The sequence below is a fragment of the Streptococcus sp. FSL E2-3488 genome (assembly GCF_038003585.1).
Classification (GTDB): Bacteria; Bacillota; Bacilli; order Lactobacillales; family Streptococcaceae; genus Streptococcus; species Streptococcus thermophilus.
The window spans coordinates 1356818-1372280 of the sequence record NZ_JBBOPL010000001.1 but is presented as its reverse complement, the minus strand read 5'-3'; the positions used below and the strand labels follow the sequence as shown (position 1 = coordinate 1372280).

Sequence of the window (15463 nt, the reverse complement as noted above, 5' to 3'; positions counted from 1 at the left end):
ATCCACTCAGGGAGGTTTATTGACCTTGAGTCACCACTAGAATCTGTATGAAAAATATAGAAAGACACTCGCCTGAAAATTTGTCTGTGAGTGTGTGTAATTTATGACTAAGAAAGTAGGAGTGGGCAAGGCTCACAGTAAGATTATTTTGATGGGGGAGCACTCGGTCGTTTATGGTCATCCTGCCCTTGCTCTCCCTCTTAAGGATATTGAGGTTGTCTGTCAGATTCAGGCGGCTGAGACTCCTTTGACGCTCAAGGCTCAAGATCCCTTGACGACGGCGATTTTTTCAGCGCTTAATTATCTGAAAATCAAGAATCGGCCTATCAGCTATGCTATTAAGTCAAGTGTTCCTGAAAAGCGTGGCATGGGGTCGTCTGCGGCTGTAGCCATTGCGGCAATTCGAGCGGTCTTTGATTATTTCGATCAAGAGCTTAGCCGGGAGACCTTGGAAATGCTGGTTCATCAGGCGGAGACCATAGCACATAGTAAACCGAGTGGTCTGGATGCTAAGACATGCTTGAGTGACAAAGCCATTAGCTTTACGCGTAATATCGGTTTCAAGGAAATCGAGGTCAATTTAGGTGCTTATCTGGTCATTGCTGATACGGGTATCCATGGAAACACCCGTGAAGCTGTGGAAAAGGTTGAAGCTAATGGTTTAGATGCCTTGTCAGACCTCAACCAATTGGGTGAATTAAGTCAGAAGGCAGAACGGGCCCTCAAAGCCAAGGATCAAAAGCTTCTTGGACAGCTCATGTCTCAAGCCCATAATCATCTTAAATCTTTAGGCGTGTCTTGTGCCTTGTCGGACCTTCTAGTAGCAACTGCTCTGGACCATGGTGCACTGGGAGCCAAGATGTCAGGCGGAGGGCTTGGTGGCTGTATTATTGCTCTGACAAGTACTAAAGACCAAGCCCGAACGATTGCTAAAAAACTTCAAGAAAAAGGAGCCGTAAACACGTGGATAGAAAGCCTGTAAGCGTCAAATCGTACGCAAATATTGCTATTGTCAAATACTGGGGTAAGGCGGATGCGGATCGTATGATTCCTTCAACCAGTAGTATCTCACTGACTTTGGAAAATATGTATACGGAAACCAAGTTGTCTTTTCTGCCTAAGGATGCGACCAGTGATGTCATGTATATCGGTGACGAGCTCCAAGGAGAAAAAGAGACGACTAAGGCCAGCAAGGTTTTAGATATCTTCCGTACTGATCCAAATCAGCCTGTCAAAATCGAAACATGGAACAATATGCCAACAGCAGCAGGCCTATCATCAAGTTCCTCAGGCCTTTCAGCTTTGGTCAAGGCCGCTAACGAGCTCTTCCAAGTAGGAAAAACGCAGTCTGAATTGGCTCAGATTGCCAAGTTTGCTTCAGGCTCATCATCACGTTCTTTCTTTGGGCCGCTGGCAGCTTGGGATAAGGATAGTGGTGAGGTTTATCCAGTTGAAACAGATCTCAAATTGGCCATGATTATGTTGGTTTTGACAGATCAAAAGAAACCCGTATCTAGCCGAGACGGTATGAAATTGTGTACCGAAACATCGACTTCTTTCCCAGAGTGGATCAGACAGTCTGAGCTAGATTATAAGGATATGTTGGCCTATCTCAAAGCAAATGATTTCCAAGCGGTCGGTGAGCTCACTGAAGCCAATGCCCTTCGTATGCACCAAACAACAAGTACGGCTAACCCTCCATTTTCATATCTAACGGAAGCCTCTTATCAGGCTATGGACAAGGTTAAGGCCCTCCGTGCCTCTGGTGAGCAATGTTATTTCACTATGGATGCAGGACCAAATGTCAAGGTGCTCTGTATGGAAGAAGACCTTGACCGCCTAGCAGAACACTTACGCAAGGATTATCAGGTCATCGTTTCACGCACCAAGGAGTTGCCAGATGCCTAAGCAGTCGGTCAATCAGGTCACAGTAAAAACAGGTGGGAAACTCTACATTGCTGGAGAATATTCAGTCTTAACACCGGGGCAGACAGCCCTAATTCAATTTATTCCTATTTTTATGTCAGCAGAGATCAAGAAAGCCCAAACTACCCAGTTGACCTCAGACATGTTTGACTACAGTGTGGACCGTGAGCCAGACGTAAATTACGCCCTCATTCAAGAGGCCTTGAATACTTTTGAGGCCTATTGTGGTGAGAACTTGCCTGCTCTAGACCTTTCAATCACTGGAAAGTTGGAACGAGATGGGGTTAAATTTGGCATTGGCTCATCAGGTTCAGTTGTAGTATTGACCCTTAAGGCCTTGGCGGCATCGCTTCAGAAAGACTTATCCAAAGACATTCTCTTTAAATTAGCTAGTTACACCCTCCTCAAACAAGGAGACAATGGTTCTATGGGAGATTTAGCTTGTATCGTATACGAGGATCTGGTTTCCTATCACTCCTTTGACCGTGCAAAAATAGCGGAGCTTATAGATCAAATGACTCTATCCGAACTTTTGGAAATAGACTGGGGTTACCGTATCAGTCCAGTAGTGTCAGAACTAAAAGCTCGCTTCTTAGTGGGGTGGACCAAGCAAGCTGCTATCTCAAAAGACATGGTTAAAATGGTCAAATCTCGCATATCAAGCAAGTATTTAAGTGAAACAGAAGTTGCCGTCCAAGATGCCATCAAGGCACTGGAAACAGGAAATAAGAATTTGCTTAAGAGAAGCCTTCAAACAGTAAGCGACCAGTTAGAATCATTGAGTCCAGATATCTATGTGGACAAGTTGAAAAAACTCAAAGAAGCTGAACAACGGCTTGATGCTATTGCCAAGTCCTCTGGAGCTGGAGGTGGTGACTGCGGTATCGCCTTTACCTTTGATCAAGCTAGCAGAGATATCCTAGTTGAGCGCTGGCAACAGGCAGGCATAGAGCTCTTGTATGAGATTTAGGGTCAGCTTAGTAGAATATAATCCACGCAAGAAAGTAAAGAAATAACCTATGACAAATCGTAAAGACGATCACATCCGTTATGCCCTCAAGTACCAGTCGCCCTACAATAGTTTTGACGATATGGAACTTATCCACAAGTCTCTACCGACTTATGATTTAGATCAGATTGACTTGTCCACACATTTTGCTGGACGAGATTGGAAATTCCCCTTTTATATCAATGCCATGACAGGTGGATCTGCCAAAGGTGGGGCTGTTAATCGAAAACTAGCTGAGGTGGCTAGCCGAACAGGTATTCTCATGGTGACGGGTTCCTACAGTGCTGCTCTAAAAGGAGAGGCACCAGAATCCTTTGACTATCGTAATGAGTTTCCAGACTTAGACCTTGCGACCAATATCGGTGTTGATAAGTCTGTGGACCTGGGGATTAAGACGGTGGAAGCTATGGATCCAGTCTTTTTACAGCTCCATGTTAATCTTATGCAGGAGCTTCTCATGCCTGAGGGAGAGCGTATTTTCCACACTTGGAAGGAAAATGTGGCGGCTTATGCACAGAAAATAGAGGTTCCTCTTGTGCTTAAGGAGGTTGGCTTTGGTATGGATGAGAAAACCATTCGCTACGCCATGTCTCAGGGCATCAAGACTGTGGACATCTCAGGTCGTGGTGGAACTAGCTTTGCCTATATTGAAAATAGTCGAGGTGGTAACTGTGATTACCTAAATGACTGGGGACAAAGTACGGTTCAGACCCTTTTGCAAGCCCAAGACCTTCGTGAGGAGGTGGAAATCCTAGCCTCTGGTGGCGTGCGCAATCCACTTGATATGGTTAAATGTCTGGTCTTAGGAGCAAAAGGTGTAGGCCTCTCACGAACAGTTCTTGAATTGGTGGAACGTTATCCTGTGGATAAGGTTGTGGCTATCGTCAATGGCTGGAAGGATGACCTTCGCCTTATCATGTGTGCCCTTGATTGTCGCACTATTGATGAGCTCAAATCTGTAGATTACATCTTATATGGAAAGTTACAAGGGACTTATGTCAAACAAGAGAAGTCATAAAGGTGATATCACTTTAACCTCGGTAAAGGATAAGTAACTCAAATCTTGTTTAGACTTGATTTAAAAGAGCATTTAATGAGACTTTCCGCTGTGAGAAAAGTTCTTGAAACACTAGTGTTTCAAGAACTCGGAATTTTTGAGAATAAAACAGTTTGGGGAACTGTTTTAGCCTGAGCCTAGAAATTAAAAAGTGAAGGGGCTCAAAAATTAGTCATGGAGCTTCGAAGAAGATCACTGACGTCCGCACTCACTTCAGGAAAGTCTCAAAAAAGATTATTCTAAAAAGAGCGTCAGCTCTTTTTTCAATACCGTCCATTCTGCCAAAACCTTTTCATTTATGGTATAATAGGGCGATTATAGATAATCAGAGGCCCTAAAAAACGTCAGTTATGAGGACATATTTTCTAAGAAATAAGAGACTTATTTTTAAGGCCCCTCTCTTTCGTAGGCTATCCCAGTGGGAGGTGGAGGCCCTGAGATTTGGGACTCAAGGCTAAAACCGCCTCGAAGGAAACCATCACAAAAAAATCTTAAGAAGGAAAAAGAAAATGAGTAATTACGCTATTATCCTTGCTGCGGGTAAAGGAACTCGCATGAAATCAGATCTTCCAAAAGTATTACACAAGGTTTCAGGCATCACTATGCTTGAGCATGTTTTCCGTGCAGTTTCAGTTATCGAACCAGCTAAAAATGTTACTGTTATTGGTCATAAGGCTGAGCTTGTTCGTGAGGTTTTGGATGGTCAATCTGCCTTCACTATGCAAACTGAACAGTTGGGGACTGGTCACGCAGTAATGATGGCTGAAGAAGAGTTGGCTGGACTTGAAGGGCAAACGCTTGTTATCGCCGGTGACACGCCTTTGATTACTGGTGAAAGCCTTAAAAACCTTATTGATTTCCACGTTAATCATAAAAATGTTGCCACTATCTTGACTGCAACTGCCGATAATCCATTTGGTTATGGCCGTATCATCCGTAATGAAAATGGTGAAGTCACTAAGATTGTTGAGCAAAAAGATGCAAATAAGTTTGAACAACAGGTTAAAGAAATTAATACAGGGACTTATGTCTTTGACAATAAACGTCTCTTCGAAGCACTTAAAAATATTAATACTAACAATGCTCAAGGAGAATACTATTTGACAGATGTCATCTCTATTTTCCGTGAAAATGGTGAAAAGGTAGGTGCGTATACCCTTCGTGACTTTGAAGAAAGTCTTGGAGTTAACGACCGTGTTGCCCTAGCTACGGCAGAAGATGTTATGCGTCGTCGTATTAACAAGACTCACATGATTAATGGTGTTACTTTCCAAAATCCAAATGCGACATACATTGATGTAGATGTGGAAATTGCACCGGACGTTGTGATTGAAGCTAATGTTACTCTTAAAGGAAAAACTAAAGTCGGAGCAGAGTCGGTGTTGACTAATGGAACTTATATTGTTGATTCAACTATCGGTGCCAATACTGTTATCACTAACTCAATGATTGAGCATTCAGTGGTTGAAAAAGGCGCTACAGTTGGTCCATTTGCCCATATTCGTCCGGATTCAATGCTCAAAGAAGGCGTTCATATTGGTAACTTCGTCGAGGTTAAGGGGTCTACTATCGGTGAAAATACTAAGGCCGGTCACTTGACCTACATTGGTAATGCGGAAGTTGGTTCTGACGTTAACTTTGGTGCAGGGACGATCACTGTAAACTATGATGGCCAACATAAATTCAAGACCCAAATTGCTAACAACGCCTTTATCGGAAGCAATTCAACCTTGATTGCACCGCTTGAAATTGGGGACAATGCACTTACAGCAGCTGGTTCAACCATTACGGATAATGTCCCAGCTGACAGCGTAGCCATTGGACGCAGCCGTCAGGTCAATAAAGAAGGCTACGCTATTAAGAAACCTCACCACCCAAGCCAACAAAAGTAGGCTTAAGCTCATCTAAGTCTTGGTTCTATTGAGGAGATGAATTAGATTGGGCTTATAGATTGAAGGAGTCAAGTCATGGAGTTTGAAGAAAAAACACTCAAACGTGAGTTAAAATTTAAGGGACATATTTTTGAAGTTGCAGTGGATGAAGTTCTCTTACCAGACGGTAAGACAGCTGGCCGTGAACTGATTTTCCACAAGGGAGCAGTGGCCGTTTTAGCTATTACCCCTGAAGGGAAAATTATTATTGTCAAGCAATACCGTAAGGCTATTGAGGCGGTTTCCTACGAGATTCCTGCGGGTAAACTGGAAGTCGGTGAGGCTGGCGATGAGATGGCTGCAGCAGCGCGTGAACTTGAAGAGGAAACTCAGTATAGGGGCGAACTTAAATTGATTCATGAGTTTTACACATCCATTGGTTTCTGTAATGAAAAAATTAAACTCTATGTGGCTACAAACCTCCAGCCTGTTGAAAATCCACGTCCGCTTGACGAAGATGAGTTTCTTGAAATCTATGAGTTGACTTATGAGGAGTGTATGGAACTCGTAGCTTCAGGTGCTATTCAGGATGCTAAAACCATCATTGCTCTCCAGTACTATGCACTTCATTTTGGAGGAAAATAAGTTATGAGTAAGACACTTTTGACTGACGATGTCATTGAGCAAGCCAAGCGTGGGGAAATTGACTTAGAGGATCATCCTTATTATCAGGATTACGAGGAAGAGTTCTATGATGAGGACTATGAGGCTAATTATCAGCCCTCTGCATACAAGAGCCGCCGGATTGAGAATGCTAAACGTAATCAATTTCAGCACAAGCTTAATCGTATTCTCTTTTGGATTGTCGTCCTCTTAATTATTCTCATTGTTGCTGTCTTTTATTTCTAAAAAGTCTGTGAGTTGGATAGATGTATTTGCTGATCTCTGTTAAGATTACAAGTAAAAAAGGAACTATATGAAAATCGGAATTATAGCTGCCATGGAGCAGGAATTAGTGCTTCTAGTGGAGCAATTGGAAAATAAGGTTGAAAAAATTGTTTTAGGCAATATCTACTATACAGGACGATTGGGTAAACATGATGTTGTTTTGGTGCAATCAGGTGTAGGGAAGGTCATGTCAGCCATGTCTGTGGCTGTTCTGGCAGACCACTTTGAGGTTGATGCTCTAATTAACACTGGCTCTGCAGGAGCCGTAGCGCCTGAACTTAAGATTGGGGACGTTGTTGTGGCATCAAGATTAGTCTACCACGATGTTGATTTGACAGCTTTTGGCTATGATTATGGTCAAATGTCTATGCAGCCGCTTTACTTTGAAAGTGACCCTAGCTTTGTAGAGACTTTTGAAAAGGTTTTGGCTCAAGCCTCTATCGACTCTAAAATTGGTCTTATTGCGACTGGTGATAGCTTTATTGCAGGTCAGGATAAGATTGATGCTATTAAAGGGCACTTTCCAGAAGTCTTAGCCGTTGAAATGGAAGGAGCAGCCATTGCTCAAGCTGCACAAAGTGTGAAGAAGCCTTTCATCGTTGTCCGTGCTATGAGTGATACAGCAGCTCATGACGCTAATATTACCTTTGACGAATTTATTATTCAGGCGGGTAAACAATCAGCTGCGATCCTAGTGGAGTTTCTCAAAGAACTTGCTTAAGTAGTATAAATGAGTGTTAAGGTCCACCTTCTTAATAAGGTTAAAAGCTACTGTCATTCTTAAGAGGATGGCAGTTTTTTTCTACTATACATTCATATAATCTTCCAATCTTTGAAAGCAATAACTTGAATTTCGGCATTTTTAAAATAGAATCACAATTAAAATTATGGCAAAAAATGAGGAAGTGAAACAATGTTAAAAGAGGGGTCTGACCATAAAGTCTATAATATAAGTTTTTTTAGATTGCACTATCTATTTACTTGCAAAGTTCTGAAAATAGCGTGTAACTCTTGTTGAAAAGGATTGCAAAAATAGGAAGATAGAATCATGAATAATCTATTCTGTGATTTAAGGCTGCGTTTCCCTACTAGCTACGAGATCAATGTCTATAATCCTAAAAATGAAATTGTGGGTCTTGAATAGATAAATCCTGAAAAGAATCGTATCACAACGACTTTTAATAATTATTTCAAGATCCATCTAAACAATAAGCTTATGATTTGGGAGTTGGATACCTTATATTCTGATGAAGTAGAAGAAAGGGAGCATATTACTCTTGATTTTGTGGGACGTATCATTCAAGTTACAGTGGGTAAAGTGCAGTCACCTCCTCCATGGGAAGAGGTCATCTCTAAATGGGGAAGCTAAGATAAGCAGAGTCTAACTCTTCTAAATTGGCAAATGTGTCTTAACGACTCACGTCTTGTCCATAACAACTTGAGATTGATTGACACTTGGTCTGACAATCAACGGTTTTTGGACGGTTCTCTACAGCTTCGCTACATTGATTTAGCAGATCCTTGAATTGACAAGGGATCTGCTATAGACCTGATTAAGAGTTTCTCTTATGACGACTCCCATTTTGATCTTAAACTTAATCAGTTAGACCGCATGGTCTATGTTTGATATCAAACCCGTTTGACACAACCTGTTGAAGAATCACACAACCCTGTTAACCGTATTAAGCTTCATGCTGATGTTATTTCTAATTCTTATAAGTCAACCATTCACTTGGATGGAGGTTGTGGAGATGCCATCGGGGATAACCTTATTCATTTCAATTTTGAACTTGAAAAGGAATTGACAGGTAGAGACCTCAAAGATAGAGAGTTTACATTCAAACTCCTTGATGTTACTGATGGTGCCAATCCTGTTGAGTTAGGGGAAACCACTAATGATGCCAAGAGTAAAATTGTCTTTTCAGATTTCTCACTTAGCAAGCCAAGCATCTATCATTATCGCGTGACTGAAGTTCCAGGAAATGATGAAGATGTGGTATATGATAAGCTAGAAGCCAATATTACTATTCAGCTTGTTCGAGAAACTGTCGATAACCAAGTTAAATTGGTTGCCAAGGTTTCCTACCCAGAAGACGGTAGGTATCTTTAACAATAAGTTTGCGACTCCAGCTAAAGCCACTATTCAGTTCAGCAAGGAATTAACTAAGACAGGTGTTATGCAAGATCTAAAAGCAGATCAATTCCAATTTGTCCTTAAAGACCGTTTTAGAAAAGTCCAAGTGACTGTTACTAAGACTGTCGGTGAAAAGGATAATCTGCTTGTAGCAGCGGTTATCCTTCCTTTGAATATGGAATTCAACAATAGTTTCATTCTACTAAAACCTCGAACAATACCAACTCCGCCTACTCCACCGGTGACACCCAAATCAGCTAAGCCAGTTGTATCCTCTGAGAAATCAGGTCCTCAACTTCCAGAGACTAATCAAACTAATGATACTGCTTTGCTATCACTAGGAGTGGTAGCAGTCATGGGTGTAGCATATAGCCATCGTCGCCGTAAAAACGTTTAAGACGATGACCTAAAATATCGAGAGTACTCGATCTTTTTTGTGCTTTTCTACCCTATCTCATTAAATGAGAAATCAAGATAAAGTTAACTGCAAGATGAAATTTCGAACAAATTAAGCTATAATTATGAGTATGAAAGTTCTACTTTATCTTGAAGGAAAATCGATTCTTGAAAAATCAGGAATCGGACGGGCTCTTCACCATCAGATGCGTGCCTTGGACTTGGCGGGGATTCCCTATACAACAGACATCTTGGGTGATTATGATGTTGTTCATATCAATACTTATGGACCACGCAGTTTGATGTTGTTGCATGCAGCAAAACGTCGTGGTAAGAAGGTCATCATGCATGGTCATTCGACACGTGAAGACTTTGAAAATTCATTCATTGGTTCTAACTTCATGGCGTCACTTTTTGGGAAATATTTGGCCCATATGTATCAAAAGGCTGATTACGTGATTACGCCATCTGAGTATTCTAAAAAATTGATTCAATCTTATGGGGTGACCACACCAATCATTGCTGTTTCAAATGGGATTGATCTGAAAAAATACGGCAAGGACCCACGCAAGGAAGAAGTTTTCCGAGATTACTTTGGTATCGAGGAAGGACAACCAGTGGTTATTTGTGCGGGTCTTTACTTCCAACGTAAGGGAATTGAAGATTTTGTCAAGGTTGCTGAGAAGATGCCACATGTTCGTTTCATTTGGCTAGGCAGTATTAGTAAATGGCTAATTCCTAAAAAGATTCGAGACATTGTCAATGGTAAGCATCCTGATAATGTCAGCTTCCCAGGTTATTTCACGGGAGATGTCTTCCAGGGAGCTATGAGTGGTGCCAACGCCTTCTTTTTCCCATCTTATGAAGAGACAGAAGGAATTGTAGTACTTGAAGCCCTTGCTAGTCACCAACATGTAGTCTTACGTGATATCCCTGTTTATGAGGGTTGGATTGATGAGAAATCTGCTTCATTTGGTCACAATGTGGATGAATTTGTAGTGGCCTTACAAGATATTATCGATGGTAAAGTGGACAAGCGTGAAGCAGGATACAAGGTTGCGGAAAGTCGCTCGATTGATGATGTCGCCCAAAAACTTGCTAAAGCCTACAAAGAAGTATTGGAGATTTAAATGCGTATCGGATTGTTTACGGATACCTATTTTCCACAGGTATCTGGTGTTGCGACTAGTATTCGCACACTGAAGACGCAGTTGGAAAAAATGGGGCATAATGTCTTTATTTTTACTACGACTGATAGAGATGTTGATCGCTATGAAGACTGGCAGATTATTCGTATTCCTAGTGTGCCCTTCTTTGCTTTTAAGGATCGTCGAGTGGCTTATCGTGGCTTTTCTAAGGCTTTAGAGATTGCAAAACAGTACAAGCTAGATATTATTCATACGCAGACAGAGTTCTCCTTGGGGCTTCTAGGGATTGCCATTGCGCATGAACTTAAGATACCTGTTGTACACACCTATCACACCCAGTATGAAGACTATGTCCGCTATATTGCCAAAGGTATGGTTATTCGACCGAGTATGGTTAAGTACATTGTTCGTGGTTTTATGAGTGACTTGGATGGGGTTATCTGCCCGAGTGAGATTGTTTATGACCTTTTGCTCAAGTATAAGGTTGCTGCTGAGAAAAGGGTCATTCCAACAGGTATTGAACTTGAGAAATTCCAGCGTCCAGAGATTACTGAGGAAGATGTGTCGGACTTGAGAGCCAAGCTTGGTATTTCCTCAGATGAAACCATGTTGTTGAGCTTGTCTCGTGTCTCTTATGAGAAAAATATCCAAGCAGTTATGGCGGCTCTACCTTCGGTTTTAGAGGAAGAGGACAAAGTTCGGTTAGTTGTTGCTGGCGATGGACCTTATCTACCACACTTGAAGTCCCAAGCTAAGAAACTTGGTATTGAGGATAAGGTAGTTTTCACTGGTATGATTGCACCTGGCGAAACAGCTCTTTACTATAAGGCTGCTGATTTCTTTATCTCGGCATCAACCAGTGAGACTCAAGGGTTGACTTATTTGGAGGCCTTGGCAAGCGGTACACCTATCATTGCTCATGGAAATACTTATTTGGACAATATCATCACTGACAAGATGTTTGGAATACTGTATTATCATGATAATGATTTAGCAGGGGCAATTTTGGAAGCGGCTATAGTAACGCCAGAAAAAGATGAAACTAAGTGGGCTGAGAAGCTCTATGAAATTTCTGCGGAAAACTTTGGAAAACGTGTCTATGAGTATTACTTGGACCTTACGATTTCTAAGGATTTCCATAATGATCTTAATGGTGAAGATAGCACTATGAAACGATTGACCCGTATGGTGACTCATTTGCCAACTAAGGCTATTACCTTGCCTGTCAATGGCTCTGTTCGGATTATCAAAGGATCTGCCAAACAGGTCAAGAAAATCAGAAATATCAAAAAATTTTTGGATTAGGAAAGCTATCATATTTTCCTAGTCAGATAAAATCTTAGATTGATTAATAAAAGAGAAAATTAGCTTGAAAAATTACTGTTTCATGCTATAATAACGCATAGAGACATATCAGTCATGGGAAATCTTTCAGAGAGCGTGCGGTGCTGGAAATCACGCAGAGGACATGGTTGGGACTACTCGATTAACTTTTTATGCAAACATAAAACGGTGGCCACGTTAGAGCCAATCAGAGGTGTAAGACAGACTTATTTTTTGTCGTACACGAACTAAGGTGGAACCACGTTGCGACGTCCTTTTTGGATGTTGCAATTTTTTTGTGAGGAGACTAACTATGGACTTGCAAGAATTAGTGGACCGTAGTTGGGCAATCCGACAAGCTTATCACAATTTGGAAGTTAAGTATCATGATTCCAAGTGGACGGTAGAAGAGGACCTCTTGGCTTTATCTAATGATATTGGAAATTTCCTACGACTAGTGATGACAAAGCAAGGAGACGCTACTATGATGAAATACCCCACACACTGGAACAAAAACTTTCAGAAAATATCTGGTGGCTAGTAGAACTTTCTCAACGTTTGGATGTAGATATTCTGACGGAAATGGAAAACTTCCTCTCTGATAAAGAGAAACAGTTGAACATTAAGACTAGGAAGTAGTCTGATAGTCAAAAGTCAATGCTTAGAAACTATGAAATAATAAAAGGAGAAAATTATGATTAACATTACTTTCCCAGATGGCGCTGTTCGTGAATTCGAATCTGGCGTGACAACCTTTGAAATTGCACAATCTATCAGTAATTCTTTGGCGAAAAAAGCTCTTGCTGGTAAATTTAACGGTAAATTGATTGACACAACTCGTGTAATCACTGAAGATGGAAGCATCGAAATCGTGACACCAGATCACGAAGATGCCCTTCCAATCTTGCGTCACTCAGCGGCACACTTGTTTGCTCAAGCAGCTCGCCGTCTCTTCCCAGATATTCATTTGGGTGTAGGTCCAGCTATCGAAGATGGATTCTACTACGATACAGACAATCAAGCTGGCCAAATCTCTAACGAAGATCTTCCTCGTATCGAAGAAGAAATGAAGAAAATCGTTAAAGAAAACTTCCCATCAATCCGTGAAGAAGTGACTAAAGACGAGGCACGTGAAATCTTCAAGAACGATCCATATAAATTGGAATTGATTGAAGAACACTCAGAAGATGATGGTGGTTTGACTATTTATCGTCAAGGCGAATACGTTGACCTTTGTCGTGGTCCGCACGTGCCATCAACTGGTCGTATCCAAATCTTCCATCTTTTGAATGTTGCTGGTGCTTACTGGCGTGGAAATAGTGATAATGCGATGATGCAACGTATCTATGGTACAGCCTGGTTCGATAAAAAAGATCTCAAGGCTTACCTTAAACGCCTTGAAGAAGCTAAAGAACGTGACCACCGTAAACTTGGTAAAGAACTTGATTTGTTCATGATTTCTCAAGAAGTCGGTCAAGGGCTTCCCTTCTGGTTGCCAAATGGTGCCACAATCCGTCGTGAGTTGGAACGCTACATTGTAGACAAGGAAGTCGCTGCGGGCTACCAGCACGTTTACACTCCACCAATTGCGTCAGTTGAACTTTATAAAACTTCAGGTCACTGGGATCACTACCGTGAAGACATGTTCCCTCCAATGGATATGGGAGATGGGGAAGAATTTGTCCTTCGTCCAATGAACTGTCCACACCATATCGAAGTCTACAAACACCATGTTCACTCTTATCGTGAATTGCCAATACGTATCGCTGAGATCGGTATGATGCACCGTTACGAAAAATCAGGTGCCCTTACAGGTCTTCAACGTGTACGTGAAATGTCACTGAACGATGGACATACTTTCGTTGCTCCAGAACAAATCGAAGAAGAATTCAAGAAAATTCTTCAATTGATCATTGATGTTTATGAAGATTTCAACTTGACTGATTACCGTTTCCGTTTGTCTTATCGTGACCCTGCAGATAAGCACAAGTACTTTGACAATGATGAAATGTGGGAAAATGCTCAACGCATGTTGAAAGCAGCTGTTGATGACATGGGTGTTGAATACTACGAAGCTGAAGGTGAAGCAGCCTTTTATGGACCAAAATTGGATATCCAAGTTAAGACTGCTCTTGGTAAGGAAGAAACTCTTTCTACCATCCAGTTGGACTTTTTGCTTCCAGAACGTTTTGACCTTCACTACATCGGAGCTGACGGTGAAGAACACCGTCCAGTGATGATTCACCGTGGGGTTATCTCAACTATGGAACGCTTTACTGCGATCTTGATTGAGAACTACAAGGGGGCCTTCCCAACATGGCTTGCCCCTCACCAAGTAACCCTTATCCCAGTATCTAACGAAAAACACGTGGACTACGCATGGGAAGTGGCTAAGAAACTTCGTGATCGTGGTGTTCGTGCCGAAGTTGATGAACGTAATGAAAAAATGCAGTTTAAGATTCGTGCTTCTCAAACGCAAAAAATTCCTTACCAATTGATTGTTGGTGACAAGGAAATGAAAGACGGAACTGTTAACGTTCGTCGTTATGGTCAAAAACAAACACACACTGAGACTGTGTCAGAATTTGTAGAAAATATCCTTGCTGATATCGCTCGCAAATCACGCCCAGATGCCGAATAGATCAGAAAGTCGGTTAGCTAAGCTAGCTGACTTTTTGGTAGGACAAACCATGCATGTTTTTATAAAGAGACTTTTATTTCTGCTAGGAAGTAGTTCTAGTCTTGTTACTGGCTAGCTTTACTTATCATAGGTTAGCCTTGCAAAGAAAAAATGCTTCTCTTAACCCTGTAGGGCAAATGATAGCTGTCAATGGATACAAAATTAGCGTCTTTGTAAAGGGTCAGGGGTCACAAACCCTAGTTTTTCTCTCTGGTGCTGGAATGGCTTCACCAATCCTAGATTTTAAAGATGTGTATGATGGGTTCTCAAAGGAGTACAAAATAGTTGTTGTTGAAAGAGCTGACTATGGTTACAGTGTGAGGACACGTCTAAGTCAAGAGATGTATCTGTGATCCTTTCAGAGATACGTCAATCCCTAGCCAAGTCACAAGTATCAGGTCCATATATTATTCTTTCTCATTCGATGGTCTCCTTAGAGACGCTTCTTTGGCAAGAAAACTACCCAAGTGAAGTGAAAGCTGTGGTTTGTCTTGATTGGGCATTTCCAGAAAGTTATTTCCAGTTGAAGAGGCACCTCAGATGTTACGTCTAGATCGTTGGGAAAGTCAATTAGGTCTGTTAAGATTACTGCCGAGACAATTATATATGCCCAATGAGAACCTAAGTGATAGTGACCGCCGTCTTTATCAAGAAATAGCTTACAGACAACTCTTGTCGCAAGCTATGTTAAATGAGAGCCTATGTGCGAAAGAGAATGATAAAAAGGTGAACTCTACTAGTATTAAATCTCAAATGCCCGTGCTACTCATGGTGTCTAATGGAAAAGGGACAGGTTTTGGTCAGGAGCAGTGGCGACATTATGCGACTAGTTTTGCAAAGGGTCAGAAAAATATGGAAGTCACTTATTATGATTCTCCTCATTATTTCTATCACTATCAGACCAAAGAGGTGATTAGAAGCATAGAGGAATTCATACAAGAGACAACTGATTAAATGATTGAGGAGAGATG

At 41.5% G+C, this 15463-nt stretch carries 14 protein-coding genes and 2 pseudogenes; all 16 read left to right on the top strand.

Features of this window, described 5'->3' with window-relative positions:
• Nucleotides 1-103: 103 nt before the first annotated feature.
• The 16 genes and pseudogenes from mvk (at nt 104) to MHH90_RS06980 (ending at nt 15446) form a co-directional block, all read left to right on the top strand.
• The gene (gene mvk, locus MHH90_RS07055) at nt 104-982 is read left to right on the top strand and encodes a mevalonate kinase (RefSeq protein WP_084828575.1); all 879 of its coding nucleotides are present in this window, start codon (nt 104-106) and stop codon (nt 980-982) included.
• Entirely contained in the window at nt 964-1908 is a 945-nt protein-coding gene (mvaD, locus tag MHH90_RS07050) for a diphosphomevalonate decarboxylase (protein ID WP_002947985.1), read from the top strand. The genes mvk and mvaD overlap by 19 nt, the downstream gene beginning before the upstream one ends.
• Nucleotides 1901-2896: a phosphomevalonate kinase gene (locus MHH90_RS07045; RefSeq protein ID WP_011680888.1), complete on the top strand. Its 996-nt coding sequence runs from the start codon at nt 1901-1903 to the stop codon at nt 2894-2896. Before mvaD ends, MHH90_RS07045 begins: the two co-directional genes overlap by 8 nt.
• Nucleotides 2897-2945: 49 nt before the next feature.
• Nucleotides 2946-3953 (top strand): type 2 isopentenyl-diphosphate Delta-isomerase, encoded by a 1008-nt coding sequence (gene fni, locus MHH90_RS07040; protein ID WP_011680889.1) that lies wholly within the window; start codon nt 2946-2948, stop codon nt 3951-3953.
• Nucleotides 3954-4501: 548 nt separating this feature from the next.
• Nucleotides 4502-5884, top strand: coding sequence for a bifunctional UDP-N-acetylglucosamine diphosphorylase/glucosamine-1-phosphate N-acetyltransferase GlmU (glmU, locus tag MHH90_RS07035; RefSeq protein ID WP_011680891.1), 1383 nt, complete (start codon nt 4502-4504; stop codon nt 5882-5884).
• Nucleotides 5885-5959: 75 nt separating this feature from the next.
• Nucleotides 5960-6508, top strand: coding sequence for an NUDIX domain-containing protein (locus MHH90_RS07030; protein WP_002947978.1), 549 nt, complete (start codon nt 5960-5962; stop codon nt 6506-6508).
• A 3-nt stretch (nt 6509-6511) separates the two neighbouring features.
• On the top strand, nt 6512-6772 hold the full coding sequence (gene macP, locus MHH90_RS07025; RefSeq protein ID WP_167401448.1) for a cell wall synthase accessory phosphoprotein MacP: 261 nt from the start codon (nt 6512-6514) through the stop codon (nt 6770-6772).
• Nucleotides 6773-6839: 67 nt separating this feature from the next.
• Entirely contained in the window at nt 6840-7532 is a 693-nt protein-coding gene (locus MHH90_RS07020; RefSeq protein WP_002950109.1) for a 5'-methylthioadenosine/adenosylhomocysteine nucleosidase, read from the top strand.
• 495 nt (nt 7533-8027) lie between these two features.
• Nucleotides 8028-8180, top strand: coding sequence for a hypothetical protein (locus MHH90_RS07015; RefSeq protein ID WP_011680892.1), 153 nt, complete (start codon nt 8028-8030; stop codon nt 8178-8180).
• Between the two features lie 270 nt (nt 8181-8450).
• Entirely contained in the window at nt 8451-8921 is a 471-nt protein-coding gene (locus MHH90_RS07010; RefSeq protein WP_023909504.1) for a Spy0128 family protein, read from the top strand.
• Nucleotides 8922-8988: 67 nt separating this feature from the next.
• The gene (locus tag MHH90_RS07005; RefSeq protein ID WP_024009797.1) at nt 8989-9342 is read left to right on the top strand and encodes an LPXTG cell wall anchor domain-containing protein; all 354 of its coding nucleotides are present in this window, start codon (nt 8989-8991) and stop codon (nt 9340-9342) included.
• Between the two features lie 130 nt (nt 9343-9472).
• Complete coding sequence (locus tag MHH90_RS07000; protein ID WP_002947973.1) at nt 9473-10471, top strand: glycosyltransferase family 4 protein; 999 nt, start codon at nt 9473-9475, stop codon at nt 10469-10471.
• Complete coding sequence (locus tag MHH90_RS06995; protein ID WP_011225663.1) at nt 10472-11794, top strand: glycosyltransferase family 4 protein; 1323 nt, start codon at nt 10472-10474, stop codon at nt 11792-11794. It abuts the gene before it with no gap.
• A 331-nt stretch (nt 11795-12125) separates the two neighbouring features.
• Nucleotides 12126-12451: pseudogene (locus tag MHH90_RS06990) on the top strand (MazG-like protein).
• A 55-nt stretch (nt 12452-12506) separates the two neighbouring features.
• Nucleotides 12507-14453: a threonine--tRNA ligase gene (thrS, locus tag MHH90_RS06985; RefSeq protein ID WP_002950123.1), complete on the top strand. Its 1947-nt coding sequence runs from the start codon at nt 12507-12509 to the stop codon at nt 14451-14453.
• A 49-nt stretch (nt 14454-14502) separates the two neighbouring features.
• Nucleotides 14503-15446 (top strand): annotated as a pseudogene (locus MHH90_RS06980) (alpha/beta fold hydrolase).
• The last annotated feature ends 17 nt before the right edge of the window (nt 15447-15463 follow it).